General features: G+C 56.9%; 20 protein-coding genes. 11 read left to right on the forward strand and 9 right to left on the reverse strand.

The window, feature by feature from the left end:
* Positions 1–123: 123 nt before the first annotated feature.
* Complete coding sequence (locus tag BEQ56_06625) at positions 124–2,217, forward strand: DNA topoisomerase I (GenBank protein AOH44442.1); 2,094 nt, start codon at positions 124–126, stop codon at positions 2,215–2,217.
* Positions 2,218–2,247: 30 nt separating this feature from the next.
* Complete coding sequence (locus BEQ56_06630; GenBank protein ID AOH43179.1) at positions 2,248–4,218, forward strand: hypothetical protein; 1,971 nt, start codon at positions 2,248–2,250, stop codon at positions 4,216–4,218.
* A 113-nt stretch (positions 4,219–4,331) separates the two neighbouring features.
* Here BEQ56_06630 and BEQ56_06635 read toward each other — a convergent pair whose 3' ends face one another.
* The 5 genes from BEQ56_06635 to BEQ56_06655 are packed head-to-tail and all read right to left on the reverse strand — an operon-like array spanning position 4,332 to position 8,625.
* Positions 4,332–4,808, reverse strand: coding sequence for a transcription elongation factor GreA (locus tag BEQ56_06635; GenBank protein ID AOH43180.1), 477 nt, complete (start codon positions 4,806–4,808; stop codon positions 4,332–4,334).
* Positions 4,809–4,832: 24 nt separating this feature from the next.
* Complete coding sequence (locus BEQ56_06640) at positions 4,833–5,987, reverse strand: deoxyguanosinetriphosphate triphosphohydrolase (protein AOH43181.1); 1,155 nt, start codon at positions 5,985–5,987, stop codon at positions 4,833–4,835.
* Positions 5,988–6,030: 43 nt separating this feature from the next.
* The gene (locus BEQ56_06645) at positions 6,031–6,834 is read right to left on the reverse strand and encodes a hypothetical protein (protein ID AOH43182.1); all 804 of its coding nucleotides are present in this window, start codon (positions 6,832–6,834) and stop codon (positions 6,031–6,033) included.
* Complete coding sequence (locus tag BEQ56_06650; protein ID AOH44443.1) at positions 6,831–7,754, reverse strand: mevalonate kinase; 924 nt, start codon at positions 7,752–7,754, stop codon at positions 6,831–6,833. Before BEQ56_06650 ends, BEQ56_06645 begins: the two co-directional genes overlap by 4 nt.
* On the reverse strand, positions 7,747–8,625 hold the full coding sequence (locus BEQ56_06655; protein AOH43183.1) for a hypothetical protein: 879 nt from the start codon (positions 8,623–8,625) through the stop codon (positions 7,747–7,749). Before BEQ56_06655 ends, BEQ56_06650 begins: the two co-directional genes overlap by 8 nt.
* A gap of 74 nt (positions 8,626–8,699) precedes the next feature.
* Between BEQ56_06655 and BEQ56_06660 the strand changes: the two genes are divergently transcribed.
* Positions 8,700–9,506 (forward strand): hemolysin, encoded by an 807-nt coding sequence (locus tag BEQ56_06660; GenBank protein AOH43184.1) that lies wholly within the window; start codon positions 8,700–8,702, stop codon positions 9,504–9,506.
* On the opposite strand, the gene BEQ56_06665 is transcribed toward BEQ56_06660, so the two are convergent.
* The 4 genes from BEQ56_06665 to BEQ56_06680 all read right to left on the reverse strand — a co-directional run bounded on the left by BEQ56_06665 (position 9,495) and on the right by BEQ56_06680 (position 12,172).
* Positions 9,495–9,797: a TrpR YerC/YecD gene (locus BEQ56_06665; protein ID AOH43185.1), complete on the reverse strand. Its 303-nt coding sequence runs from the start codon at positions 9,795–9,797 to the stop codon at positions 9,495–9,497. The genes BEQ56_06660 and BEQ56_06665 overlap by 12 nt on opposite strands.
* A gap of 20 nt (positions 9,798–9,817) precedes the next feature.
* The gene (glnQ, locus tag BEQ56_06670; GenBank protein AOH43186.1) at positions 9,818–10,579 is read right to left on the reverse strand and encodes a glutamine ABC transporter ATP-binding protein; all 762 of its coding nucleotides are present in this window, start codon (positions 10,577–10,579) and stop codon (positions 9,818–9,820) included.
* Positions 10,580–10,608: 29 nt separating this feature from the next.
* Positions 10,609–11,259, reverse strand: a complete 651-nt coding sequence (locus tag BEQ56_06675) for a polar amino acid ABC transporter permease (protein ID AOH43187.1) — start codon at positions 11,257–11,259, stop codon at positions 10,609–10,611.
* Positions 11,260–11,374: 115 nt separating this feature from the next.
* Positions 11,375–12,172: an ABC transporter substrate-binding protein gene (locus BEQ56_06680; GenBank protein AOH43188.1), complete on the reverse strand. Its 798-nt coding sequence runs from the start codon at positions 12,170–12,172 to the stop codon at positions 11,375–11,377.
* 552 nt (positions 12,173–12,724) lie between these two features.
* On the opposite strand from BEQ56_06680, the gene BEQ56_06685 reads away from it, so the two are divergent.
* From BEQ56_06685 to BEQ56_06720, 8 genes are all read left to right on the forward strand, one after another.
* Entirely contained in the window at positions 12,725–14,524 is a 1,800-nt protein-coding gene (locus BEQ56_06685; GenBank protein AOH44444.1) for an elongation factor 4, read from the forward strand.
* A 14-nt stretch (positions 14,525–14,538) separates the two neighbouring features.
* Positions 14,539–15,573, forward strand: coding sequence for a hypothetical protein (locus BEQ56_06690; protein AOH43189.1), 1,035 nt, complete (start codon positions 14,539–14,541; stop codon positions 15,571–15,573).
* Positions 15,563–16,594 (forward strand): CDP-paratose 2-epimerase, encoded by a 1,032-nt coding sequence (locus BEQ56_06695; protein AOH43190.1) that lies wholly within the window; start codon positions 15,563–15,565, stop codon positions 16,592–16,594. The genes BEQ56_06690 and BEQ56_06695 overlap by 11 nt, the downstream gene beginning before the upstream one ends.
* Positions 16,591–17,748 carry a hypothetical protein gene (locus BEQ56_06700; protein AOH43191.1) on the forward strand — a complete coding sequence of 386 codons (1,158 nt, stop codon included), beginning with the start codon at positions 16,591–16,593 and terminating at the stop codon, positions 17,746–17,748. The genes BEQ56_06695 and BEQ56_06700 overlap by 4 nt, the downstream gene beginning before the upstream one ends.
* Complete coding sequence (locus tag BEQ56_06705; protein ID AOH43192.1) at positions 17,735–18,556, forward strand: hypothetical protein; 822 nt, start codon at positions 17,735–17,737, stop codon at positions 18,554–18,556. Before BEQ56_06700 ends, BEQ56_06705 begins: the two co-directional genes overlap by 14 nt.
* Positions 18,557–20,878 (forward strand): hypothetical protein, encoded by a 2,322-nt coding sequence (locus tag BEQ56_06710; protein ID AOH43193.1) that lies wholly within the window; start codon positions 18,557–18,559, stop codon positions 20,876–20,878. It begins immediately after the preceding gene.
* A 93-nt stretch (positions 20,879–20,971) separates the two neighbouring features.
* Positions 20,972–23,452: a hypothetical protein gene (locus BEQ56_06715; protein ID AOH43194.1), complete on the forward strand. Its 2,481-nt coding sequence runs from the start codon at positions 20,972–20,974 to the stop codon at positions 23,450–23,452.
* Positions 23,449–25,926 (forward strand): hypothetical protein, encoded by a 2,478-nt coding sequence (locus BEQ56_06720; protein ID AOH43195.1) that lies wholly within the window; start codon positions 23,449–23,451, stop codon positions 25,924–25,926. The genes BEQ56_06715 and BEQ56_06720 overlap by 4 nt, the downstream gene beginning before the upstream one ends.
* Positions 25,927–25,978 lie beyond the last annotated feature (52 nt).

The following is a 25,978-nucleotide window of genomic DNA, read 5'->3' on the forward strand; positions in this document are numbered from 1 at the left end:
GCTAAAGCGAAGACGGGCATGAAACCCGGCTCGAAAAAAAATGTGAAAGCGAAAGCGGGAACGAAGGGATCCGCTTCCACTGCCGGAAAACGCTCTGCGTCGGCGAAGGGAAAAAAGCTCGTTATTGTTGAATCGCCGGCGAAAGCGAAAACCGTCGGTAATTTTTTAGGGAAGGAGTACGTTGTCAAGGCGTCGATCGGGCATGTTCGCGACCTGCTCCGGTCGACGCTATCGGTCGATGTCGACCATGATTTCGAGCCGACGTACCGTGTCCCGAACGAAAAACGGGCGCTGGTTAAGGAGCTTAAATCGTTAGCCGCGAGCGCGGATAAAATTTTTCTGGCGACCGATCCGGATCGCGAGGGTGAAGCAATCGCGTGGCACCTGAAAGAGTCGACGGAAATGGACCCGGGCGCGATCGAGCGGGTCGTTTTCCACGAGATTACGAAGCCTGCGATTGCGGACGCGTTCGCGAACCCACGGGAAATTGATATGAATCTTGTCGACGCGCAGCAGGCGCGCCGGATCCTTGATCGGCTCGTTGGTTATAAGCTGAGCCCGCTGCTTTGGAGCAAGGTCCAGCGAAAGCTCTCAGCCGGGCGGGTTCAATCGGTCGCGGTTCGGCTTGTCGTCGACCGGGAGCGTGAAATTGAAGGATTCGTTCCGGTTGAATACTGGTCGATTACGGCGGAGCTTTGCCCCGAAGGCTCGGAAAAGAAGACCTTTTTCTCCCGCCTGGTTAAGATCGACGGTGCGGACCCGGTTTTATCGACCGAGGCCGACGTCGAGGAGCATCTTTCAAAGCTCCGATCGGCGGCGTTTACGGTCGATTCGGTTAAGCGCGGCGTTCGCCGGCGCAGGCCGTCCCCCCCGTTCACGACGTCAACGCTTCAGCAGGAAGCCTCCAGGAAGCTGGGCTTTACCGCGAAGAAAACGATGGCCGTTGCACAGCAGCTCTACGAGGGAGTAGATATTCCCGGGGAAGGTTCGGTCGGTCTGATTACGTACATGCGTACCGATTCGACGAATGTTTCAACGGAGGCGCAGCGCGAAGCGCGGACGCTGATCGAGTCTCGTTTCGGGTCCGCTTATTTACCGGCGAAATCGCCGGAGTACAGGACCCGGTCGCAGCGGGCGCAGGAGGCGCATGAAGCGATTCGTCCGACGAGCTGCCTCCGGCATCCGGACGAGATCAAGGATAGCCTGCAGCGCGATCAGCACCGCCTGTACCAGCTCGTCTGGCAGCGGTTCGTCTCGTCGCAGATGGAAGACGCCGTTTACGACACTGTGACTGTCGACGTGCTTGGGAAAAGCGAGGCGCGCGCGTATTTATTTCGCTCGTCCGGTTCCAGACTGAAGTTCCAGGGATTTTTAGCGGTTTACGAGGAGAGTCTCGACGAAGACGCGAAAAAAGAGGATATCGACGCGAAACAGTTTATTGAGGGCCTTGACGTTGGGACCGCGCTTAAGCTGATCCGGCTTCTCCCTGAACAGCATTTCACACAGCCGCCGGCGCGGTACACGGAAGCGACGCTCGTTAAAGCGCTCGAAGAAAACGGGATCGGCCGTCCTTCAACCTATGCGTCGATATTAACGACGATTCAGGCGCGCGGATACGTCGTTCGCGAGGCGAAGCGGCTTTATCCGACCGAAACCGGTACGCTCGTTACGGATTTACTCGTCGGAGCGTTTCCGGACGTTATGAACGTTGGGTTCACGTCGGAGATGGAAGACGAATTGGATTCGATCGCCGGAGGAGAGGAGCAATGGCAAAAGGTCGTCGCGGAATTTTACCGTGAATTTGAGCCTGCGCTGACCGCTGCGCTGAATAATTTACCGAAGACGAAGATCGAACCGGAGAAGATCGGGCGCGCCTGTCCTGAATGCGGAAAGGATCTGGTGATCCGAAACGGACGATTCGGAAAGTTCATTTCGTGCAGCGGGTTCCCCGGCTGCCGGTACACGGAACAGATCCTGGAGAAGATCGACGTCGCCTGCCCGAAATGCGGTAAGGATTTAATCGTTCGCCGTTCTCGAAACGGGCGGACGTTTTACGGCTGTTCCGGATATCCGGACTGCGACTTTACGACCTGGAAACGCCCGGTTCAGCTGAAATGCCCGAATTGCGGCGGGCTGTTGGTCGACCAGTCCCAGTCGAAGCTGAAATGCCTGGATTGCGGAAGCGATTTTGATAAGGAAATCCTTGAAAAAGGGTAACGGGCTTAGCCGAGCTGATTGGAGGGATGCATGATCGAATCATTCAAATCTTTCGCACGTAAATCGCCGTTAATCGCCGGAGCCCTGATCGGGGCGGTCGCCGTCGGGATCCTGTTCCTGATCGGATCGCTCCTGACCGGCCCGAGGACTGAATTTGGGAGCGCGGCAACGATTCTTAAGGAGGACTACCTGCGGCTGGCGATCGACGAATTCGCACAGAGCGGCGATGGTGCGCGTGCCCGCTGGCGCTACGAACGACTTGGGAGCGAAGGGCCGGGCCTGCTGACGCTTTTGAAAAATGATCTGCTGACCGATCCTGCGACACTTTTGAATTTTGCGCGCGCGGTGGGAGACGACGTCCTGATTGCTGCGGAACCGGCGGCAGCGCCGCGTCCGGCGAACGGCGGATTCTCGGTTATCGGTTGGATCCTGACGCTGCTCGTGCTGATCCTGGCCGCGGGGTTCGTTTACCTGTTCCTGACCGATCCGAAACGGAAGGCATCGGCGGACGCGCTGCGAGCGAAGCTGGAAAAAGTCTTTTCCCGGTTTTATCGGAAGTCCGCGCCGCGCGGCGACCGGCGGCCTGATCCTGAGGCGCCGTCGATTAATTACCGGGAGAACCCGTTTAAACTTCAGGATTATCCGCCGACGCCATCCACGGCAGCGCAGGGCATTCCGCCCGTGAAGAACGCGGCTTCCGTCGTCGCCGAGGAGCCATCACCGCGAGGCGGCTCACGGTCTGCTGCGGCGTCGCTGCCGGAGGACGCAATGCCGGAACTGACGGATGTAACGGATACTTTGGCGTCCCAGACGGCTGAGACGGCTGTGAGGTCCACCGCTGGCGCGTCGGCAGCTTTTTTTCAGGATGTTCGCGAGGAACGGCGTGCGGCGCGCCGGACAGACAATGGATCGGTGACCTCCGTGGGGTCTTCGTCCGCTTCCCCGGATATCCCCGAGTTCCTGAAGGGCGAAGAAGCGGCGCTCTCCGAACCGGAGACTGCTGCGGCCGACGATCCCGATTTTTACGCGGAGGACCGGCTTCCAGCGGATCAGCTCCATTCGAAGCCGGACCACGAGTCATTCGCGTTTTATGAGCCGCCGCGTCCGGTTTTGGCGGGCGTGCCGGAGCCTGAGCCGGAATCGGGCGACGAAGCGGACGCCGGGTTCAGCCCTGCCTGTAACGATGCTATGATCGATGATCAGATAGCCGACGATGACAACCAGGACAGCGATGTTCCGAACGACGATTTCCTGGAAGACGCAGGCAGCGGCGATGAAGCTGAACCGTTCGCAGCGGATATGCAGCGCGAGGTTGGGAGGGGCGAGGAGCTCCCGCCCTGGGAAGATTCGCCGGCTGCCGGAGCGCAGGCGATCGACGCGATTGAATTTAAGCTTGAAAATCGTGAGAGCGGAGCTGCGGATGGGCGCGAACCAGCGCTGGAAGCGAAGTCTGATCCGGTGGAGCCGGCGCCGTCGGTCGGTTCGGAGGACGATTCGCTTCAGCATGACGGCGGCGAAAGCCTCCCAGAGTCCGTTCCGGAGCCGATCCATGTTGTGCGCTCGGATAACCTGAATCTTCCGCTGGTGCACTATAAAGCGGTCTATCGGTTGGGCGACGATTTGTTTGATGAGACGTTTTCGATTGATGAAATGGACGATGAGTTTATCGGCGAATGCGGGATTGGAATCGCGGAGACGATAAACTCGACCGAACCCAAGGCGGTTACTGCGTTCGAGGCGTGGCTTTTTGATCGTCAGGATACGATGACGCCGACGTTTTTCATGTTGAGCGAATACGCCTATCAGCAGCCGGAGATGTTAGAGCGGCTGAAAAACAAGGGGCAGTACGGCTTGATGGAGGTTGGACAGTCGTACGTGATCGAAACGTTTGCATTGAAAATGACGCTGACGATTCTGGAAATTGTTTATGGAACCGAATCGTCCGATCCGAAAAGTTATTTTGACCGCGTCGTGTTCGACGTGGAGGTCGTCCGTCGGTAGGAAACAGCCTTGAAATCATAGTGACGCGGGGAAACGATGCGCCCTCCGATTGTCAGGCTTTACGTCCGGCGTCGGAGGGCGATTTTATTTTTTTAATCTTGAAAAGAAGTGGTTTAGCTTTCGCGGATTTCAAGAATCTTGAATTTGATTTCTCCGTTTGGCGCCTGAGCAGTGACAACGTCCCCGACTTTCTTTCCGAAGAGCGCGGCGCCGATCGGCGAACGGAAAGAGATCTTCCCCTGAGCAGGGTCGGATTCCTGTGAGCCGACAATCCGGTATTCCTCCGGGTCTTCCCCGTCCTCGGCGATCAGGACGGTCGAGCCGATATTGACCGCGCCTTTTTCGCGCTGAACGTCGTCGATCAAAACGACGTTCCCGAGAAGCGTTTCGAGTTCACGGATCCGCCCTTCGGTGAAGGCTTGTTCTTCTTTGGCTGCGGTGTAATCCGCGTTTTCTGAAAGGTCGCCCTGTTCGATCGCGAAACGCAGCCGCTTCGCGATCGCGGGACGACGATTATTCGTTAAATCGTCTAATTCCGCCTGCAGATCCTGCTGACCTTGATAAGTTAAATAAGTTGGCTCCTGCGTCATGATACGTCTCTCCTCTTGCTTGCGTTATGGAATAAACGAAGGATCGAACAGTTTTCGAACCTGACTTAAGGCGTAGCGATCGGTCATTCCGGCGATATAGTCGCAAATCGTTCGTTCAAGTCCTCTTTCTTCGATATTCTTCTGGATATGCGTCGGCAGCAGGCGCGGTTCTTTTTGAAACGTCTGGAAAAGCCGGGTGATCATCTGTTCCGCCTTATGTGACATGCGCATGACCCGGTAATGACGGTAAAAATTTGCGAACAGGAAGTCCTTCAGTTCCCGGTTCTGAAGCCGCTGCGTTTCGCTGTTACAGATTACATTATAAGGCAGTCTCTGTAACTCGTCTACTGATTGGATATGGGCTTCTTTAATTCTCGATTCGGTCGAGTAAAAAACGTCAGAAACGATATTATTCGTCAGTGCGTTGATGAGGCGATGCCGGTCGAGATCGGTAAACTCCGGACCGACCCAGCCGACCTGGTTGACCAGCTCCCGCCAGATCAGCAGATCGCGGCACTGATCCGGCGACAGAATACCGGATCGGAGCCCGTCGTCGAGGTCGTGCGCTGAGTAGGCGATTTCGTCCGCGGCGTTTGCGATCTGCGCTTCGAGTCCGCCGCGCAGGTCGGGCGAGTATTCAGCGATTGCGGCTTTATCGTACTCGGTCTCATGCTTCGCGATTCCTTCGAGCGTCTCGTAGCAGAGATTCAGGCCCGGGAATGCCTCATATCGGCGTTCGAGGAAGGTAACGATCCGGAGCGTCTGTTCGTTATGATCGAATGAGCCGAAATCGATCATGAGGTTCGCCAGCGTAGCTTCGCCCGCGTGGCCGAACGGCGGATGACCGAGATCATGCGCCAGACAGATCGATTCGACCAGGTCCTCGTTTGCGCCGAGGGCGCGCGCGAGCGTCCGGCCGATCTGCGCGACTTCGAGCGTATGCGTCAGGCGCGTCCGGTAATAATCGCCCTCGTCGTTGACGAAAACCTGCGTTTTATATTCAAGCCTTCGGAACGATGTGGTGTGGATGATGCGGTCTTTATCGCGTTGGAACGGGCTGCGAAACTCATGCTCATTTTCAAAATGCTTCCGACCTTTTGTGTCTTTTGATCGGAAGCCGTATGGCGCGACTGTGATTTCTTCGCGGCGGCGAAATGCGAGTGCGGATGCGTAGTTCATCTTAATTCCTCCTTATTCATGCTGGTTCCGGCGTTCGTCAATCTCAGGCAGCGGTTATGATCGTTCCGGCCCGCTCACCCGACAGGGCCCGTTCGATTGCCCCCGGCTTGTCCCCGGAAAAAATCAGGGCTTCTTTCACGGTTCCGCTGCGGAGAAAACCGGCGACAGCGTCGATTTTTGACTTCATGCCTCCGGTTACGTCGGGATAAATCGATTCTTTTACATATTGTAATTCGTAATCCTGATTAAGCGGAAGGGAAATTTCGCGGATCGGTTTTTCCCGGATTGGAAAGTCCGAATATATTCCATCTTCGATTCCGGCCAGAAGGACGCGCGACGGTTCCTGGAGTCGTTCGAGTATCGCGCCGAAAAGGTCTTCTGTCGAAACGATCGTTCCGCCGCGGACAGAATCGAAAGCTGTATCGCCGAAGACGAGCGGGATCAGCCCGTTGTCGAACGCGCGAATTAATGGCCCCAGATCCCATTCGACGATTCTCCCGTCGGTGCAGCGGATCCCGTCCATTGCGGTAAACGAGAGAACCGGGAGCCCAACCTCGCGCAGCGCGTCCAGGACGAGGCGGTTCAGCGCCGTCGCGTCTGAATGCACCTCGGCGAAGCCGCGCCATTCTTCGACGCTGTGAACGCCGGACCGGGTCTGGTATTTTTTGGCTGGAATATGACCGAACGATCCGGAGCCATGACCGAGGATCAGCCGGCAGTCCGTTCCGGCGTTCCGGCGGCAGGCGGCGATTTCAAGCGCAATCCGGCTGAGCGTTTCACGGCGCAGCGTTTTCGCTTTCGCTTTCTCGGTAATCAGGGAGCCCCCCAGTTTCAGCAGCTGGATCATAGGCGGATGATGGCCCCTGCGCGCGTGAGCTCTTCGGCAATCGTTTTCTTTTCGGTGTCGTTACGCGCTAATACGACGAAATTGCCCCCGCGCCCCGCGCCGGTCAGTTTTGCGCCAATTGCTCCGGCGCCGCGCGCGATCGCGAGGAACCGGTCAAGTTCGGCGCAGGATACGTTCAGCTCCTGCAGGAGCCGCTGATTCTCGTTCATCAACGCTCCGATTTCGTCGATCCGATTCTTGTGGAGGGCGGCTGCGGCGCGTTTGGAGATTGATCCGATTGCGTCGATGATCGGTTTATTCCGCGGATAGTCCCGGCGAACGCCTGTAACGATGTCGATCGTACTGGCCTTAATCCCGGTATCCGCGATCAGGATCGGCAGCTGTCCGTTCGAGCGGATCGGGCGGACGGGCTGGCCGCGGGTAAAGAAAATCGACTGCTCATAGGCGATCACCGTATTGTCGATCCCGGAGGGTGCGCCATGATAGATCTTTTCAATTTCGAACGCGATCGCCGATACCTCCGCCTCGTCCGGCGACAGTCCGAATCTCCGCGCAAAGGCGCGGATGATCGCGACGGAAACCGCCGCGCCGGAGCCTAATCCGGCCGCGACCGGAATTGAAGACTCGATTTCAAGCCGGCCGTTCCGTGGGAGGCTTTTCCCGAACCGCAGGCAGAGCAGTTCTAAAAGCTTTCGCTGCGGATGCGTTTCCGGGAGCGCGTCCGGCGGCGAGTCCAAGCCGATCGATCTGGAAACGATCCGGAACCCGGGGTTTTCAGGACCGTCGATCAGCGCGGCGAACGCGCGCAGCGCGGGAAGCGGGATCGCGATTCCAGGCTGCCCATAGACGACGGCATGTTCCCCGAAGAGAATCGTTTTCGCCGGCGCGGAGGCGAATTGGGTAAGGCGGTTTTTATCCATGAAAATACAGCGCGTAAACAACGATTGCGGCGTAGATCAGGAGCGTCGCCTGAAACGGACGGTCGGAAAGCAGGATTTCTTCCGGAGCGTCGCCTTCGTTCTCCTGATAGATCAGGTACTGATAGCGGAAGATCCCGTAGACGACGACTGGAATCGTCAGCATCATCAGGTTGTTCCCGGGGAGCGTCGGGCCTGAGAACGTGTACAGCGAATAGGACAGGATCGTAATCGACGAAACGATCGTGATCAGCTGATCCAGCAGGGTAACGCTGTACCGCGAGAGCGCAGGACGGACGACGTCCTTCTCGATATCCGTCCGGATCATCTCGCTCCGGCGTTTCCCGAACCCCAGGAAAAGAGCGATCATGAACGTCATCAGGTAAAGCCAGGGCGAGAAAACCTTAACGCTGATCAGCGATAATCCGGCGATGACGCGCAGGATAAATAAACAGCCGATCAGGATGACATCGACGATGACCTCATTCTTGAGAAATTTCGTGTAGATGATGTTGATCGTGATAATTGCCAGTTCGGCTTGGAAAAAGCCGAGCGAGAGCTGGAATCCGAGGCAGAGCGAGACTGCCGTCAGCGCGAGGGCAAGGATAATGGCGTTGACGGGCGGAACCTCGCCGTTAGCGAGCGGCCGGTTTTTCTTTTTCGGGTGCGCCCGGTCGGCTTCAAGATCGTTCAGGTCGTTGAAGATGTACGTTGCTGCGTACAGCGCGCAGAGCAAGGCGAAGCCGGCGAGCGTTTTCAGGAAAGAACTCTTCAGGCGAAGTTGTCCGTCGAAGACGAGGGGAATGAAGATGAAAACGTTCTTTGCCCATTGTTTCGGACGAATCAATTTCAGATATGGTTTAATAACCGTCATATCCAGATTATAATCGTTTGAGCCGATGCGGCTTGAAATCGGCCGAAATAAGACTTATCAGGACTGGACACGATATGGAAAAGAAGCGCCTGGATTTAATTCTGGTTGAACGCGGGTTGGCGGAGAGCCGTACCGCCGCGCAGAAGATTATCATGGCCGGGGAAGTCCGCGTCAATGGGAACATGATCATTAAGCCGTCGGTTCCGGTAACCGAAACCGATGAAGTCACGGTCGACCGCGGGCCGCGGTTCGTATCGCGCGGCGGAGAAAAAATGGCGGGGGCGTTGGAAGCGTTCCAGCTGGACGATTTAAGCGGGCTGACCTGCGTCGACGTCGGTTCGTCTACCGGCGGGTTTACCGACTGCCTGCTGCAGCATGGCGCGGCGAAGGTTTACGCGATTGACGTTGGTTATGGACTGCTGCATTGGAAGCTTCGGCAGGACGATCGGGTCGTCGTGATGGAGAAGACGAACGCGCGCGAGGTTAAGGGGTTTCCGGAGCCGGTCCAGCTGGCGGTTGTCGACGCGTCGTTTATTTCTTTGAAGATCATGCTGCCCGTGATTCGGGAGTGGTTCGGGGATGGAGACGGAATGGTTTTAGCGCTGATCAAGCCGCAGTTCGAAGCCGGACGGGAAGAGGCGGCGCGTGGGGCGGGGGTTATTCGCGATCCGGCGATTCATCGGCGCGTTCTCGACGAGATTCTGGCGTTCGCGACGGAGAGCGGCTGGGGCGTAGGCGGATTGGTCCGTTCGCCGCTGAAGGGACCGAAGGGAAATACGGAATTTTTCATGCGGCTGACGACGAAAGCGCGGACGGTTGACAGGGGGAGGCTGATTCGCGAGGCGATGCGCAGGTGCTGGGAGGCGGATTCAGGATTCTGACGCTTCGGCTCGGTCGAAAACGACCTGATACCCTTTCGCGCCATACATGAGCGAACGGTTCACGCGGGCGATCGTCGCGGTCGACGCGCCGGTCTGCTGAACGATTTCGTTAAATTTTTTGCCTTCCGCGAGCAGCTTCGCGACTTCGAACCGCTGCGCAATGGATTGCAGCTCTTTACGCGTACAGAGATCATCAAAAAAGCGTAAACATTCCTCCCGGTCTTTCAGCGACAGAATTGCGTCGCAAAGATTGTTGATCGCATCAGATTGATCATGCATAGGCTTGTTCATTGTTCCTTCGCCTGAATCTCTCAGCGCTGCAATTTCTGCAGGAACGCTTTGGTTCGTTCGTTATTCGGGTTGGCGATCAGGTCCGCCATTCCCTCTTCAATTATAACGCCTCCATCCATGAAAACGACGCGGTCGGAAACGACCTTCGCGAATTCGATTTCATGCGTCACGATCACCATCGTCATTTTTTCATCGGCAAGCGATCGAATGACTTTCAGGATTTCACCGGTCAGTTCAGGGTCCAGAGCGGAGGTGGGTTCGTCGAAAAAGAGGATCTCAGGATTCATTGCCAACGCCCGCGCGATTGAGACGCGCTGCTGCTGGCCGCCGGAGAGCTGGTAGGGGAACGCGTCTTTCTTATCGCTGAGCCCCATCTTGTTCAGCAGCGCCATGGCTTCGGCTTCGGCGTCTTTTTTCGTCCGTCCCCCGACGCAGATCGGCGCGTCTGTGATATTGCGCAGAACGGTAAAATGCGGAAAGAGGTTGAAATTCTGGAAGACGAGGCCGAATTTCCGGCGGCAGCTCCGCAGCGTGTCCTCGCTTTCGTAAACCGTCTTTCCAGAGACGTCGTTTTTCGCGATCACGCGCGAATCGTACGCGATTTCGCCCGCGTTCAGCCGCTCCAGCAGCGTCGCGCAGCGCAGCAGCGTCGATTTTCCCGATCCCGAAGGGCCGATAATCGAAACGACTTCGCCGCTTTCGACGGACAGGCTGATCCCGCGCAGCACGTCGGCGCAGGTATCAAAGGTTTTCCATGCGTTGGTGATTTGAAAGATGGGCATGCGTCGGTCTTTCCAATTTTTCTCAGGGCTTATCGGATAAAATTCAGCTTCTTTTCAAGCCGTTCCATAACGGCCGCTACAATAAAATTGAAAACGTAGTAGAAAAGTCCGGCGATCGCGTAGGACAACATTGTCTTTTCAGACGACGCGATTGCCTTCGCAACGGTGAACATTTCGCTGACCGCGATCGCAAACGCGATCGATGTATCTTTAATCAACGTGATAATTTCGTTGGTAACGGAGGGCAGGATCGTTTTCACGACTTGCGGCAGGATGATCCGCAGGAACGCCTGCGACTTTGTATAGCCAAGAATTTCCGCCGCTTCGCGCTGGCCCCGCGGGACCGACTCGATTCCGCCGCGATAGATTTCGGCGAAGTAGGCGGCGTAATTCAGGACGAACGCGATAATCACCGCCCAGAAGCGGTAATCCGGAGAAAGCCTGATCCGGAGGAGATAGTAAGGGCTGAAATATACGACGAGCAGCTGGAGCATCAGGGGCGTTCCGCGCATGACCGAGATATAGCCGCGCGTCAGCGATCTCAGGACGTGATTCGGGCTCATCCGGATCAGCGCGACGCCCAGCCCCAACGGGAGGGAGAAGACCAGCGTCAGCGAAAAAATGAAGAACGACGTCGTCATTCCTTCGCTCAGTTTCAGGATCATCAGTCCAGGGGTCATTCGTTTGCTCCGCCTTGTTTGTTCGCTTCGTCCGTTTTAGAACGGCGGGACCGGGTCTTTCCCCGGCTCCGGTCCCAGCCGCCCATATTATATAACCGAACGGATCCGTGAATGTTTACTCAGCGCTCTTTTCACAGGCCGCCAGGGCGCAGGAATCGTAGCTGAAATATTTATCCGACAGCTCGGAAATAAAGCCCTCCTTCGCCATCTCGTTTAACGCTTCCTGGACCTTGTCGCGGAGTTCCTCGTTCCCGAGCTTGAAACCGACGGCGTAGTCTTCTTTTTGAATGTATTCATCGAGGATCCGATAGTCGTCGTCTTTCCCTTTGATCTGGAAGAGGGCGACGTCGACGTCCATGACGATCGCGTCGACCGCGCCGGCCTCAAGATCCATGAACGCCTGATTGTAATCCGGGACGATTGTGAGCTCCTTGAACGAAGCGGTCAGCTCGGCGTTGGCTTCGTCCTCGAGCGCGGCCAGACCGGCGGAGTCTGTCTGAACCGAGACGACTTTCCCGCTTAAATCTTTCAGGTCGACGATTCCGGATTTGGCGGCGACTAAGACGATCTGGCCGGCTTCCTTATACGGCTCGGTCCAGGTATAGTCGTCTTCACGGCCCTGAATCGTGAACCCGTTCCAGATCAGGTCGATCGTTCCGGAATCGAGCTCCATGTCCTTCGCGTCCCAGTCGATTGGCTGATAAACGATTTCGAGATCGAGCCGTTTCGCGACTTCGGCGGCGAGATCGAGGTCATACCCGGTGAACTCGCCGTCCTTCCCGACGTAGCCGTAGGGGGGGAAGTTCTGGTCAAAGCCGACGACGAGCGTTTTTTCTCCATCGGCGAAAACCGCTGAAAATGAAACGATAGCCGCTAAGAGGGCGACGACGAAAATAAAATAGGACTTTTTCATGGCACTTTCTCCTTCTGGTTCTGTTTGATGAGGTTATTTTAGCGCTTTACCATGGTAAATCCAAGAAGCGCCGGAAAACTTATGACATTTTCGAAAATTGACCGCGTCATGAAAAGGTTCGGGCATAGCAGTGCGGGGCGCTGATCTTTCCAATCGCCTGATCTTGAAATGACGGTTTTCGTTTTGTATTTCGGAATAAAAAGGCTGATCATCGTGTAATGTGTTGATTGCTTCGTGCAAATGAAGTGCAATGAAGTTGGCAGTGAGAAAGGTTCTTCCGAAGCGTTGCAAGGATCATGATTTGATGGGCAATTGGAAAGGATATTGCGAGTGTCATGTTTCTTCTGATTGGCTTCTGATTTATCGTATCGAAGCGGAGGTTCTGGTTCTGACTTTATTTCATACGGGAACACTACAGCGACTTATTTGAAAAATAAGAACCTGATCAGATGGTAAGCCTTTCAGCTGTGAAATTGAGAGCTCCCGCAGGCGGGTCATGGGTTCCCGATTTTACGGCTGCCAACGCGTTCAATGATATACTTTTATGTTGCGATGAAAGATTTAATTCGGAATTTTTGTATTATTGCGCATGTCGACCATGGCAAATCGACGCTGGCCGATCGCCTTCTCCAGCAGACGGGTACGATCTCCGAGCGGGAGATGATGGCGCAGGTTTTGGACTCGATGGACCTCGAACGCGAAAAAGGGGTCACGATCAAGGCTTCCGCCGTCCGGATGAACTATACCGCGTTGGACGGGAAAACGTATGAGCTGAACCTGATCGATACTCCGGGGCATGTCGACTTTAATTATGAAGTCAGCCGGGCGTTGGCCGCCTGCGAAGGGGCGCTGCTCGTTGTCGACGCGACGCAGGGGATCGAAGCGCAGACGCTCGCGAATTTATATCTGGCGCTGGAATCGGACTTGGTTATTATTCCGGTGATCAATAAAATCGATCTCCCTTCGGCGGATCCGGATCAGGTCGCGAAGGACGTTTCCGAGCTGACCGGGATCGCCCCGGGGAACATCCCGCGGATTTCGGCGAAGGAAGGGTTGAATATCGGCTTTGTCCTGGAACAGGTCGTCAAGCTCATCCCGCCGCCGGCCGGTTCGGACGAGCGGCCGCTTCGGGCGCTGATTTTCGATTCGGAGTATGATTCTTTTAAAGGCGTCGTCGCATACGTCCGCGTCCGCGAGGGGCGGATCGACCGGGATAAGGCGCTACGGCTGATGGCGACCGGGGTGGATTTGAAACCGGTTGAAATCGGTATATTTTCGCCGGCGATGAAGCCGGTCGACTCGCTCGGGGCTGGCGAAGTCGGTTATATCGCGACAGGGCTGAAAACGGTTCGTGAGTGCCGCGTTGGGGATACGGTGACTTCCGCGCTGAGCCCGGCGTCGGAGATGCTCCCCGGGTACCAGAAGGCGAAATCGATGGTCTTTGCGGGGATTTATCCCGTCGACGGCGAAGATTACGACGATTTGCGCGAATCGCTGGAAAAGCTTCAGCTGAACGATGCGTCGCTCGATTATCAGCCGGAAACGTCGCAGGCGCTGAATTTCGGGTTCCGCTGCGGTTTTTTAGGCCTGTTCCATATGGAGATTATTCAGGAACGGCTTGAGCGGGAATATGATCTGGATATTGTCGTGACCGCTCCGTCGGTTGAATACGAGGTCATCCTGAACGACGGGACAAAGATCGAAGTCGATTCGCCGGTTAAACTGCCTGACGAGCAGTATATTTCTGAGATTCTTGAACCGTGGATGAAGCTTCAGGTATTTTCGCCGACCGAGTTCTATGGGACGATTATGGATCTCGTCCGGCGGCGGCGCGGGATTTATATTGACGAAGCGTATCCGGCGGGCGATCGCGTCGTTCTGGAGTATGAGATTCCGTTGGCGGAGCTGATCGTCGACTTTTTCGACGAGCTCAAATCGCGGACGCGCGGCTACGCCTCGATGGATTATCATGTCGCCGATTATCGCGCCGGGAACCTTGTCAAGGTTGAAGTTCTCGTCGGCGGGGAGCCGGTCGACGCGCTGGCGACGATCGTCCATAAGGATGACGCGTATCATAAGGGCCAACGGCTGGTCACGAAGCTGAAAGAGCTGATTCCGCGTCAGATGTATGACGTCGCGATCCAGGCGAGTTCGTCAGGACGAATCATTTCGCGCGCGAACGTCAAGGCGCTGCGGAAAGACGTATTGGCGAAATGTTACGGCGGGGATATTACACGGAAGAAAAAGCTCCTCGATAAGCAGAAGCGCGGGAAACGGCGGATGAAGATGGTCGGGTCGGTCGAAATTCCGCAGGAGGCGTTTATGGCCGTGCTGCGCCTGGGCGAAGATTAGCTGGTGAATTGGATATGAACCTGAACGAACCGAAAAAAGAACGGTCGGTTTTATGGGAGACGGCGCCCGGAATCGTTATCAGCGTCGTTCTCGTCGTCTTTCTGGTCTGGATCGTGGACTGGGAGAGCCTGGTCCGCGCGTTCGCGGCGGTTCCGCCGTCGTTGGCCGCGGCGTTATTCGCGCTGCAGACTATTGCGTTCATGCTTCGGGCCGCGGCCTGGCGGATTGCGTTGGACATGCGTCCGAGCTGGGCGCAGTGTTTCTGGACGATTTCGGAAGGGTACCTGCTGAACCTGATGCCGCTACGGCTGGGCGAGGTCGGGCGCGCCGTGATCATGGGCGGGCTGATCGGTCGGAATCCGGTTTCGGTCTTTTCGACGATCGTTCTGGAACGGCTTTTTGACTTGCTGGTGACCGCGGTTTTCCTGATCGTCAGCGTTCCGCTGGTCAGCGGTGCGGCGATTTCGCCGGTTTTTTATCTCGTCCTGGTCGGGTTGATCGCGGGCGGTCTGGTCCTGCTTTTCGCGCTGCTCAGGAACCAGGCGCGTTTCTTTGCGTGGCTCGGGCGGTTCCTGAAGCCCGAGTCTAAAGTCGGCCGCGCGCTGACGGGTATCCTGCGTTCGGTCTTCCGCGGGTTGGAAGTTCTGGCGGAGCCGCGGAAGTTTTTCGCATGGCTGTTTTGGATCCTGGCTACCTGGGTATTCTGGTTTGGGTCGATGTATGCGGCGCTGATGGGGTTCTTCCCTGAACTGCCCGTCTGGTCGACGTTCTTTATTCAGGGGTTTTCCGCGTTCGGCGGGGCGATTCCGTCCGCGCCGGCGGGAATCGGGGTCATCGAAGGCGCGACGGTTTTCGCGCTGGGGCTTTTCGATATTGAAACGTCGCCGGCGCTGGCTTTTGCGTTGTTTAATCATTCGATCGCGATCCTGACGCCGATCGTTCTCGGACTGATCGGGTTTATCGTTCAGGGTCAGCGGTTCTCGTTAATTTTCAGGCGTTTACGCGAAACTCGCTTATCCGGCGAGGAGGAGGACAGCGGTGAGCAGTAAAAAGGTATTTGTAACCGGCGGGGCCGGATTTATCGGGTCGAATTATGTCGCCGACCTGATCCGCAGGGGCGACGAGGTCACGATCTACGATAATTTATCGCGGCCGGGCGTTTCGTATAATATTGACTGGCTGAATCGCGAATTCGGAGCGGACGCGTTCCGGCTCATCGTCGGCGACGTACGCGACGCGGATAAACTCGAAAAAGAAATCGGGAAGCCGGACGTTGTCGCGCATTTCGCGGCGCAGGTCGCGGTTACGACGTCGGTCGTCAATCCGCGCGAGGATTTCGAAATCAACGCGCTTGGGACGTTCAACGTTCTCGAAGCGGTCCGAAAATCCGGAACGCAGCCGACCGTCCTTTACACGTCGACGAATAAAGTTTACGGCGGAATGGAAGACGTTCGCGTCTCGGTCGGGAAGACCCGCTACCGGTATCTGGATTATCCGGAGGGAATTACAGAGGCCCAGCCGCTCGATTTTCATTCGCCTTATGGATGCTCCAAGGGGGCGGGGGATCAGTACATGCGCGATTACGCACGGATTTACGGAATTCCGACCGTCGTATTCCGGCAGAGCGCGATCTACGGAACTCGCCAGTTCGGGATCGAGGATCAGGGCTGGGTTTCCTGGTTCATTATCGCCGTGCTGACGAATAAGCCGCTGACGATTTACGGCGACGGGAAGCAGGTCCGGGACCTGCTGTATATCGACGACCTGATCCGCGTTTACCATGCGGCCGTCGAGCAGCCGGAGAAATCCGCCGGGCAGATTTTCAATATTGGCGGGGGCTCTAAACGCGTTATTTCGGTTTGGAAGGAGTTTGGTCCGCTGCTGGAGGAATTAGCTGGAAAGCCGGTCGACGTCCGCTACAGCGACTGGCGTCCGGGCGATCAGGTCATCTACGTTTCCGATATCCATAAGGCAAAGGACGTTCTCGGCTGGGCGCCGGAAATCAGCGTGCGCGACGGGATTGAAATGGTCTGGCGCTGGGCTTCGGAGAATAAGGGCTTATTTTCGTGAAGATTCTTGTAGCGGTAACTTATTTCAGCCCGTACGTCAGCGGGCTGACGATATACGCCGAGCGGATCGCCAAGGCGTGGGCACGGCGGGGACATGAGGTAACTGTCCTTACCTCGCGTCATGATCCTTCGCTTCCGCGTGAAGAATTCGTCGACGGGGTTAAAATTGTCCGCTGCCCGATCTGGCTGAGGATCAGTAAGGGCGCGGTTATGCCGGCGTTTTGGGCTTATGCGCTGAAGCATATGGGCGAGTTCGACGTCGTCAATATCCACCTGCCGCAGTTCGACGCGGCCTGGGTCGCGTTCGCCGCCAGGCTGAAAAAGACGTTTTCGGTCCTGACGTATCATTGCGACCTGGTGATGCCGTCCGGATGGGTAAACGGGTTGGCGAACCGCGCGGTATTATGGATGAACCGGATGGCGGGGCGGTTCGCGGATAAAGTCGTCGCTTATACCGAGGATTACGCCGCCTATTCGTTCTTCCTTCCTGAATTCAAGCCGAAGCAGGCGATTATTCAGCCGCCGGTCGAGCTTCCCGCCGTGAGCGACGAGGGCGTTGACCGTTTTATCGCGGCGGTTAATCCGGACGGGTTCCGGCCGGTGATCGGAATGGCCTGCCGGTTGGCGGAGGATAAAGGCGCGGAAATTCTGCTGGACGCGCTTCCGGCGATCCTTGAAAAATATCCGAACGCCTGCGTTTACTTCGCTGGTCCGTACGATAACGTTTTAGGCGAACGTCCGTATTACCTGCGGCTGAAGGCGCGGTTCGACGCGATGATCCGCGCGGATCATTGGCGCTTTCTGGGGTCGCTTTCGCCGGACGGAATGGCGAAGTTCTACCGCATGATCGATTTACTGACGATGCCGTCGTTGAACCGGACGGACTCGTTCGGCCTGGTGCAGATTGAGGCGATGATGAACGGGAAGCCGGTGGTGGCTTCGAATTTACCCGGAATTCGCGTTCCGGTAACGCGGCATGGCATGGGCAGAATCTGCGAAATCGGGAGCGGCGAAGATTTGGCGGCGAAGATCCTCGACGTCCTGGGCGAAAAGAGAGATTATCGCGATAAAACCGCTGAAATCCGGGATTTTTACCGGCCGGAGGCTGTCGCGGCGAAGTATGAGGAAATGCTGAAGGAAAATGGAATCGAATAGTACAAACGTAACGACGATAAAAGACAGCGATTTTCTGTGGACACAGATCAGCGAGCTGCCCTATTTTCGCGGGCTGCTGCGCGCGGTTGAGTCGAAGTTTTATCAGGATTTAACGCTGAAACGGCCTGTGCTGGACGTCGGCTGCGGCGACGGTCATTTCGCGGCGCGGACGTTCGCGCAGAAAATCGACGTGGGGATCGACCCCTGGAAAGGTCCGTTAGCCGAGGCGACGGCGCGCGGCGTTTATGATCAGACGCTCGAATCCGCGGGCGCGGAGATCCCGTTCCCGGACGAAACGTTCGAAACGGTTATCAGTAACTCCGTTCTGGAGCATATTCCGGATCTCGATCCGGTTATTACCGAGATATCGCGCGTGATTAAACCGGGCGGGCTGTTTGTTTTCTGCGTCCCGAATCATCAGTTTCTGGGGAACTTGTCCGTCTCGAATTTTCTGGATCGGATTTACCTGAAGCCGTTGGGGAATCTGTACCGCGCTTTTTTCAACCGGATTTCGCGTCATTATCACTGCGATGCGCCGGACGTCTGGAAAAAGCGGCTGACGGATAACGGGTTTGAACTTGTCAGGCACTGGCATTATTTTTCTCCGAAGGCGTTCCATGTCCTCGAATGGGGGCATTATTTCGGGTTGCCGTCGCTGATTACGCGGAAGCTGTTCGGGAAATGGATCCTGTTCCCGAATCGAACGGCGCTGGCTCCGATCGAAAAGCTTTGCCGGAAGTACTATGAAGAACCGTGGGAACAGGAAGCCGGTTCTTACACGTTTTATATCGCGCGGAAGAAAGCGTAATTGCGTATAGGCGAAGGGGAATTTTTGGAAGAACTCAGCGTACTCGATTATCTTCGGCTTAAGCTGAAACGTGAAAACTGGGGGAAGGAGATTCTCCCGACGGGGGAGATCGTTCCCCACGATCCCGCGGCGACGGACGACAGCGCCGGAGAGACGGTCCCGCCGTTGGCAAGGTTCGGCGCATGGGTCGACCGCAACTTCGATTGGCGTCCTGAGACGGCGTATCCGCTCGAACGGTGGTCTTTCTTCCTCGCGGTTGCGCTCGCTTTCATGGCGCAGCTCCTGTTGGAACCCGAAATAACGGGGCCGTTCCGGAATGGCGCGCTGGCGGCGATCCTTTACGGCTTAGCCTCGATAAGCCTGATCCTGGGGGCGTTCCTGCTTGCGCTGCATGAGCGATCGCTTCGCTCATTTCGTTCGCTTCGCTCGCTTGTCGCGGAAGAGGCTGACATGTTGGACGAAACGAGCGCAGGAATCGTGAGTTCCGACGATCCGGAAGTCCCGTCTGCGTCCGAAGGCGCCGCCGCCCGCGATGATGATCCAGACCGTGAGCTGTGCGGTTCGGTTCCCTGGCTGCGTTCCGCTTTGGCGTTCGCGGTTACTGCTCTGGCGTTCGTTCTTTTTGGATCGAATCGGTTTAATTTCCTGAACGTCTCTGTATGGATTGGCGCAGTGCTCGTTTCGCTCGCCGCGTTTTTTGGAGCGCCGGACTGGAAGCGGTTCGCGGCCGGCGCCAGGTCCTTCCTCGGGAGGCTGAATCCGTTGCGGCTGACGATTGAGCCGTGGACGATCGCCTGTCTTTTCGTATTTGCGGTCTCGGGCTGGTTCCGGTTTTATCAGCTTTCGACCGTGCCGACGGACATGTTCAGCGATCACGCAGAGAAGCTGTATGACGTGATGGACGTTCTCAATGGACAGAACGCGATTTTCTTTATCCGCAATACCGGGCGGGAAGCTTTCCAATTCTATTGGACGGCGCTGATGATCCGGCTTTTCGGAACCGGCGTCAGCTTCCTGAGCCTGAAAATTGGAACGGCGATCGCGGGCATGACGGTGCTGCCGTTTGTGTACCTGCTTGGGAAACGTCTGAGCGGCCGTTGGGTCGGCCTGATCGCGATGCTGATCTGCGGCGTTGGGTATTGGCCGAACGTTCTGTCTCGCGTCGCGCTGCGATTTGCGTTTTATCCGATGTTCGCGGCGCCGGTGATCTATTTTCTGTTCGATGGGCTTGAATCGCGGAGGAAATGGCCGTTCGCGCTTGGCGGGCTGCTGATGGGCGTCGGTCTTCAGGGTTACAGCGCGTACCGGATCGTCCCGTTTCTGGTGCTGGTCCTGTTCGCGATCGCGCTGATCCGGGATCGGGCCGGAGCGCGGGTGGAGACGCTGCGGCGGATAGGGCTATTTTTCTGGTTCGCGCTGCTGGGCGCTCTGCCGTTGGCGAATATCGCGATGACGTCGCCGGAGCTGGTCTGGTACCGGGCTTTTTCGCGGTTGGATCCGACGTTTTCTCCAGAGTCCGCCTCCGCGGCGCTGGTTTTCACTTCGAATTTGTGGAAAGCGGCGATTATGCCGTTTTGGAGCAACGGGCGAATCTGGGTCCATTCGATCCCGTATCGCCCGGCGTTTGACCTGATCACGGCTGCTTTTTACTTTATTGGTTTGGGAGCGTTGACGATTCGCGCGGTTCGGAAACGCGAGTTTGAAGTGATTGCGCTGCTGATTTCGATTCCGATTTTACTGCTGCCGTCGGCATTGTCGATTGCGTTTCCTGATGAAAACCCGTCGCTGAACCGGACCGGAGCGGCGGTGATCCCCATGACGATTGCCGCCGCCGTCGGGCTATTCGAGTTTGGGTTGAGGTTGATCCGTGCGACGCGATCGCGGCCCGTGCGGATGGCGGCGGCGCTGGCGGTTTGCTTTTTACTGCTGGTTGGGATCGCGAACGCGAATAGGGCGTTGGTATTTACGAGTTGGCAGCGGATTTATACGAACAACGCCTGGAACACGAAGCAGATCGGCGCGGCGCTTCGCGGCTTTGACGGATCGATCGGCGATCAGGCGAACGCGTTCGTTATCCCCTATCCGCATTGGGTCGATACGCGGCTGGTCGGGATTACCGGCGGTTTTCCGGAGCGCGATTTCGCGTTGCCGCGGGAACGGATCGGGACCGTTGGCGGAGGCGACCGTCCGCTGTTATTCGTGATTAAGGATGACGACACGGAAAGCGAGGCGCTGATCCGGACGCAGTATCCCGAGGTCACGACGCGGCGGATTCCGGGGACCGCGCCGGGAAAAGATTTTAAACTGATGCTGGTTCCTTGAAGACCGCTTTGGGAAGCGTTATATAATTCAGGATGAATGGAGGCCCCGGCGGCGTGAAACGGCTGCGCGCGGGCTGGAGGAAAGATGATACCCATGATGACTGGTTTTGAGGCCGGGGTCCAATCCGCCGGAGGAACCTGGAGCGAACTGTTTTCCCGCGGCGCGGCGGTGAACGCCGTTCCGCTGTTGACGGTTTTGGCGTGGTATCTGACGGTTTTGGCGATTGGGACCGTTTTCTATCCGCTGACACGATTGGTTTTCGGCGGCGACAGTGTTCGCGGTTGGGGCGTTTCGCGGTTCTTTGGCCTGCTTGTTTGGGGCGTGACGGTCTGGCTCGCGAGCCAGTTCGGCGCGACGTTTCTTCCCATTACGATGACGGCCTGTTTTTGCGCGTGGGCGCTGGTGAACCTGATCCTTTTCTTCGGATTCTGGAAAGTGATCTGCGGCGAGCTGCGTTCGAATCGGAAGCGGATTCTGACGATCGAAGCGGTTTTCCTGGGCCTGTTCGTGTTTTTTCTGTTGATCCGTCTGGGGAATCCTGACCTCTGGCACCCGTATAAAGGCGGAGAAAAGCCAATGGATTTCTCGTATTTCAACGCTGTTCTCAAGAGTACGATTCTTCCGCCTTACGATCCATGGTTCAGCGGCGGGCGGCTTAATTATTATTATTATGGATTTTTCCTGTCCGGGCTGCTGACGAAGTGGTTGGGGATCGTTCCGTCGGTCGCGTATAACCTGATCCTGCCTACCTGGTTCGCATATTTGGGCGTTGGCGCTTTTTCGATTGGCGCGACGATTTTTCGCGGCCTGTATCCGGACGGGTCAGAGTCGGCGGCGACAGGAACAGGCCTGCTTTCGGTAACTTTTTTACAGCTGATCGGCAATCTGGGTACGCTTGGAATTATCGGATCGCAGCTCGTCCAGTTGGGACGGCAGGCGCTTCCGATGGTTGAGGGTCAGGCGAACGGATTCATAGCTTTTTTTGTCGGAATCCGCCAGCTCTTCGCCGGGCATCGATTTCAGCTTTACCCGGGCGATTGGTATTGGATTCCGAGCCGGGCGATTCCCGGTGAGCCGATTACCGAATTCCCGTATTTTACGTTTCTTTACGGCGATCCTCATGCGCACCTGTTCGCGCTGCCGATAACGGTTCTCGTTCTGGTCTGGATCGTTTCGCTGGCCTTCCGGGTTGATCGGTGCGCGCTCCCGAAATGGGGCGAGTGGGTGATCGCGCTGATCGGCGGAGGGTTGACGATCGGGTCGCTGATCCCGACGAATACTTGGGATTTCCCAACGTTTTTGCTGCTGGCGATTGGGGCGATCGGGTTGATCGTCGGACGTTTCCGCTTGAGCGGTCCGGACGCGGCGGCGCGGAAAGCGTGGATTATCGCCGCGTCCGTCGTCCTGGTAGCTGTCGTTTCGGCTGGACTTTTCCTGCCGTACCTGCTGACGAATTGGCGCGATTCGGGCATGATGTTCTGGGAGGGGGACCGAACGCCGCAGTGGGCGTATCTTCTGCACTGGGGGATATTCCTGTTCGCGGTTGCCGGTTGGTTGATCTATGAGACGATGGACTGGCTGAAGGTGGTTAAGATTTCCGCGGTTCGAAAGTTTTACGCGAGGGTTCAGGCCGGCTTTTTTATTTTCGCCGTGTTCCTGGTTATTGTCTTCGGTTTTTTCGCTGCGACGAAGGCGCCGGTCGGTTTGATCGCGTTCCCGTTGATGCTGTGGGCGTTGGTTCTCCTTCTCCGTCCGGGTCAGCCGCTCCTGAAGCGCATTATTTTCTTCTGTCTGGGGACCGCGTTTTTTATCACGTTATTCGTTGAATTTACCGCGCTGCGCGGCGACGTCGGCCGAATGAATATGGTTTTTAAGCTGTACAATCAGGCCTGGACGCTGATGGCGCTGGGGGCCGCGATCGGGACCGCTGTGGTGATAGCCGGCTGGGCTGGGAATGAATCGGGTTCCCGGAGTCGTTTTTCGGAAATGACGGCGACGGCATGGAAGGTCCTTTTTTCCTGCCTGCTTTTCAGCGGGGCGCTGTTTACGCTGACCGCCAGTATGGATAAGATTCGCGACCGCATGGTTAAAACCGCGCCGCACTCACTCGATGGAATGGCGTACATGGACAGCGCGTTTTATTCTCAGGACGGTTTCACGATGGACCTGTCTCAGGATGCCAACGCGATCCGCTGGCTCCAGGAGAACGTCTCCGGTTCGCCGACGATCGTTGAGGGTCATGCGACGGAATATAAATGGGGAAACCGGATGACGGTGTATACCGGGCTGCCCTCGGTCATTGGTTGGAATTATCATCAGCGCCAGCAGCGGACGATGATGACTGAGGCGGTTTGGAAGCGGGTTGAGGACGTCAACGATTTTTATACAACGGCGTCGGTTGAGGCGGCGCGTGCGTTTCTCGATACGTATGGCGTTCGTTATGTGATCGTCGGTCAGCTTGAACGGGGATTGTACGACCCGACGGGGATCGCGAAATTCGACGCTGCGGACGGCGATGCCTGGAAAACGGTTTTCCGTGACCGGGATACGGTGATATATGAGGTGAAGAAATGATTGCGGTCGGTACCTGGTTGGCCGCTGGCGCTGCGATGAGCCTGCTGGCCGCGCCGGTCGGTTTTCGCTATTTTTCGGCATGGCGCAGCCGCGGCGTCGGATTTTACAGGCCGCTGAGCCTGATCCTGATTGGATTCCTTTTCTGGCTTTTCGGCGTATTGGGTTTGGCCCAAAATTCATTGGGCGGTCTGGCGGCAGCGCTGGCGCCGGTCGCCGCATGGTCCGTGCGGACGCTCTGGCTGGATCGTGAAGGGGAGTTTTTTCATTGGGTCCGGCGGAATTGGAAAACGATTGTGATTTCCGAGGCGGTCTTTCTCTGCGGTTTTGCGCTGGTGCTCCTGTTCCGCGGGACGGGTCCCGACATATCCGGAACCGAAAAGCCGATGGAGATGATGTTCATCAATGGGATCCTGCGGTCGGAGACGCTCCCGCCCGCCGATGGTTGGCTTAGCGGGTATTCAATTTCTTACTACTACTTTGGTTATCTGATGACGGCGATTCTGATCCGGTTTTCAGGCGTTCCGTCGGAAATTGGCTTTAACCTGATGCTGGCGACGGTTTTCGGCATGGCGGCGGCCGGGTCGTTCGAGCTCATCGGGGAGCTGCTGCGTCATGGCGGCGATCGCGAAAAGGATTGCGCGCCTTTCAAACCGGGCGCGCTTCTGGCGCCGGTTTTTCTTTTGCTGCTGGGAAACGCTGAAGGGCTGTTTGAAAGTCTGCATTCGCTGCGGCTGTTTTGGAACGCGGACGGAACTTCTGCGTTTTGGAAATGGGTCGGGTTGAAGGAATTGACCGACGCGCCGATCGCGTCCGCGACGGTCGATCCAACCGGCCGGGGCGGGATCTGGTGGTGGCGCGCGTCGCGGGTCCTTCAGGATATCGGGCTGGACGGGTCGACGCGCGAGGTGATCGACGAGTTCCCGTTTTTCTCGTTTTATCTGGGCGATCTGCATCCGCATGTCATCGCGATTCCATTCGTGCTGCTGGCGATTGCGGTCGCCTGGACGGGCTGCCGCTGGGCGGAGAAATCGGGCTTCGAATTCAGCGTGAAGGAGGGGATCGCGGGCGCGGTTTCGGATTGGCGATGGTTCGTCTTTCGGGAGGAATTCTGGCTTTCCGCGCTGATCGTCGGGGCCGCGATTTTTATTAACACGTGGGATTTCCCGTTCCTGTTCCTGTTGACGGTCGCAGGGTTCGCGTTCGGGCTGCGAAAAAATTTATTCCCTTTTTCGGCGTTTCTTAAAACGGCGGTTTGGGCGGCGATCCCGTTCGGAGCCGCCTGTATCGGGTTTTATGGATTATTCATGGAGGGCCTCGCGTCCCAGGCCGGCGGAATTCTCCCCAGCGGCGTGTATACGACGCGCTGGCTTCACCTGTCGATCATGTTTGGGGCGTTCCTTCTCCCGATCCTGATCTGGCTCGCCGCTCGCGTTCGGGATTCGATTCCGCGGAGCGCGAAGCGGACGATTTTCGGCTGGACCGGGTTGATTCTGGCGTTTCTCCTGGCGGTAACGACTGTACTGTTCTGGGCTATGACGCGGCTTTCGGCGTCCGCGGGGTCGTTCAGGACGATCGCGAAGCTTTTCCTCGATGGGCAGGGCGCGACGGAAAGCGTGAATCCGTTCGTCGGGTTCCTGATTCGGCGCGGGGAGACGCTCGCGACGACGCTGATTCTGGCGGGGATGATCGCTGCGGCGTTATGCCTGTTGACGCGGGGGCGGACTTTATCCGGGCCTGTCGATGTTGAATTGAACGGGGCGGATCGATTTATCGCGATGCTGTGCGCGCTGGCTGGGGCGCTGATCCTGTTCCCGGAATTCTTCTATTTGCGCGATTTTTTCGGAACGCGAATGAATACAATTTTCAAGTTTTATTACCTCGCGTGGATTTTACTGAGTCTCAGCGCTGCTTACGCGGTGAACCGGCTATGGCGCGGGATTCGAGGAAGGGCCGGCTGCGTTGCGGTTCGTATGGCTCTGGCGCTGTTTCTCCTCAGCGCGGCGGTATATCCGTTCTGGGGAATAACGTCGAAGGTCGGGGCGCTTGGACGCCGCGGGCTTTCGTTGGACGGCGCAGCGTTTGTTCGCGCGGGCCGTGAGAATGATTGGGCGACGGTCGAGTGGCTCCGAACGGCCCCGTATGGTCAGATTGTTGAAAAGGTTGGCGGATCTTACTCTGCGGATAACGTTTTCAGTATTTTCAGCGGGCTCCCGACGGTTCTCGGGCCGATGAATCATGAATCGCAGTGGCGCGGCGGATACGCGGAGATTGGCTCGCGCAACGACGACGTGCGCCAGATTTACGAATCGAAGGACTGGCGGCTCGTGTCGGAACTGCTCGATCGGTACGGAGTTCGCTACGTCGTTATCGGATCGGCAGAGCGCGCCGCGTATAAGGTCGCGGAGCGGAAATTCGAGCTGAACCTGACGAAGGTTTTCGAAAGCAGGACGAATCGGATCTATTTCGTTGAATGACGAAATGTGGCCTGAATCCGCGCTTGATTTCTTTCCGCAGCGAACAGAATTC

The sequence above is a fragment of the Anaerolineaceae bacterium oral taxon 439 genome, from assembly GCA_001717545.1.
In the GTDB taxonomy this organism is placed as follows: Bacteria; Chloroflexota; Anaerolineae; order Anaerolineales; family Anaerolineaceae; genus Flexilinea.

Coding starts and splice junctions, on each gene's coding strand:
- BEQ56_06630 (AOH43179.1), top strand. CDS start 2,248: ATGATCGAATCATTCAAATCTTTCGCACGTAAATCGCCGTTAATCGCC.
- BEQ56_06635 (AOH43180.1), bottom strand. CDS start 4,808: ATGACGCAGGAGCCAACTTATTTAACTTATCAAGGTCAGCAGGATCTG.
- BEQ56_06640 (AOH43181.1), bottom strand. CDS start 5,987: ATGAACTACGCATCCGCACTCGCATTTCGCCGCCGCGAAGAAATCACA.
- BEQ56_06645 (AOH43182.1), bottom strand. CDS start 6,834: ATGATCCAGCTGCTGAAACTGGGGGGCTCCCTGATTACCGAGAAAGCG.
- BEQ56_06650 (AOH44443.1), bottom strand. CDS start 7,754: ATGGATAAAAACCGCCTTACCCAATTCGCCTCCGCGCCGGCGAAAACG.
- BEQ56_06655 (AOH43183.1), bottom strand. CDS start 8,625: ATGACGGTTATTAAACCATATCTGAAATTGATTCGTCCGAAACAATGG.
- BEQ56_06660 (AOH43184.1), top strand. CDS start 8,700: ATGGAAAAGAAGCGCCTGGATTTAATTCTGGTTGAACGCGGGTTGGCG.
- BEQ56_06665 (AOH43185.1), bottom strand. CDS start 9,797: ATGAACAAGCCTATGCATGATCAATCTGATGCGATCAACAATCTTTGC.
- glnQ (AOH43186.1), bottom strand. CDS start 10,579: ATGCCCATCTTTCAAATCACCAACGCATGGAAAACCTTTGATACCTGC.
- BEQ56_06675 (AOH43187.1), bottom strand. CDS start 11,259: ATGACCCCTGGACTGATGATCCTGAAACTGAGCGAAGGAATGACGACG.
- BEQ56_06680 (AOH43188.1), bottom strand. CDS start 12,172: ATGAAAAAGTCCTATTTTATTTTCGTCGTCGCCCTCTTAGCGGCTATC.
- BEQ56_06685 (AOH44444.1), top strand. CDS start 12,725: ATGAAAGATTTAATTCGGAATTTTTGTATTATTGCGCATGTCGACCAT.
- BEQ56_06690 (AOH43189.1), top strand. CDS start 14,539: ATGAACCTGAACGAACCGAAAAAAGAACGGTCGGTTTTATGGGAGACG.
- BEQ56_06705 (AOH43192.1), top strand. CDS start 17,735: ATGGAATCGAATAGTACAAACGTAACGACGATAAAAGACAGCGATTTT.
- BEQ56_06715 (AOH43194.1), top strand. CDS start 20,972: ATGATGACTGGTTTTGAGGCCGGGGTCCAATCCGCCGGAGGAACCTGG.
- BEQ56_06720 (AOH43195.1), top strand. CDS start 23,449: ATGATTGCGGTCGGTACCTGGTTGGCCGCTGGCGCTGCGATGAGCCTG.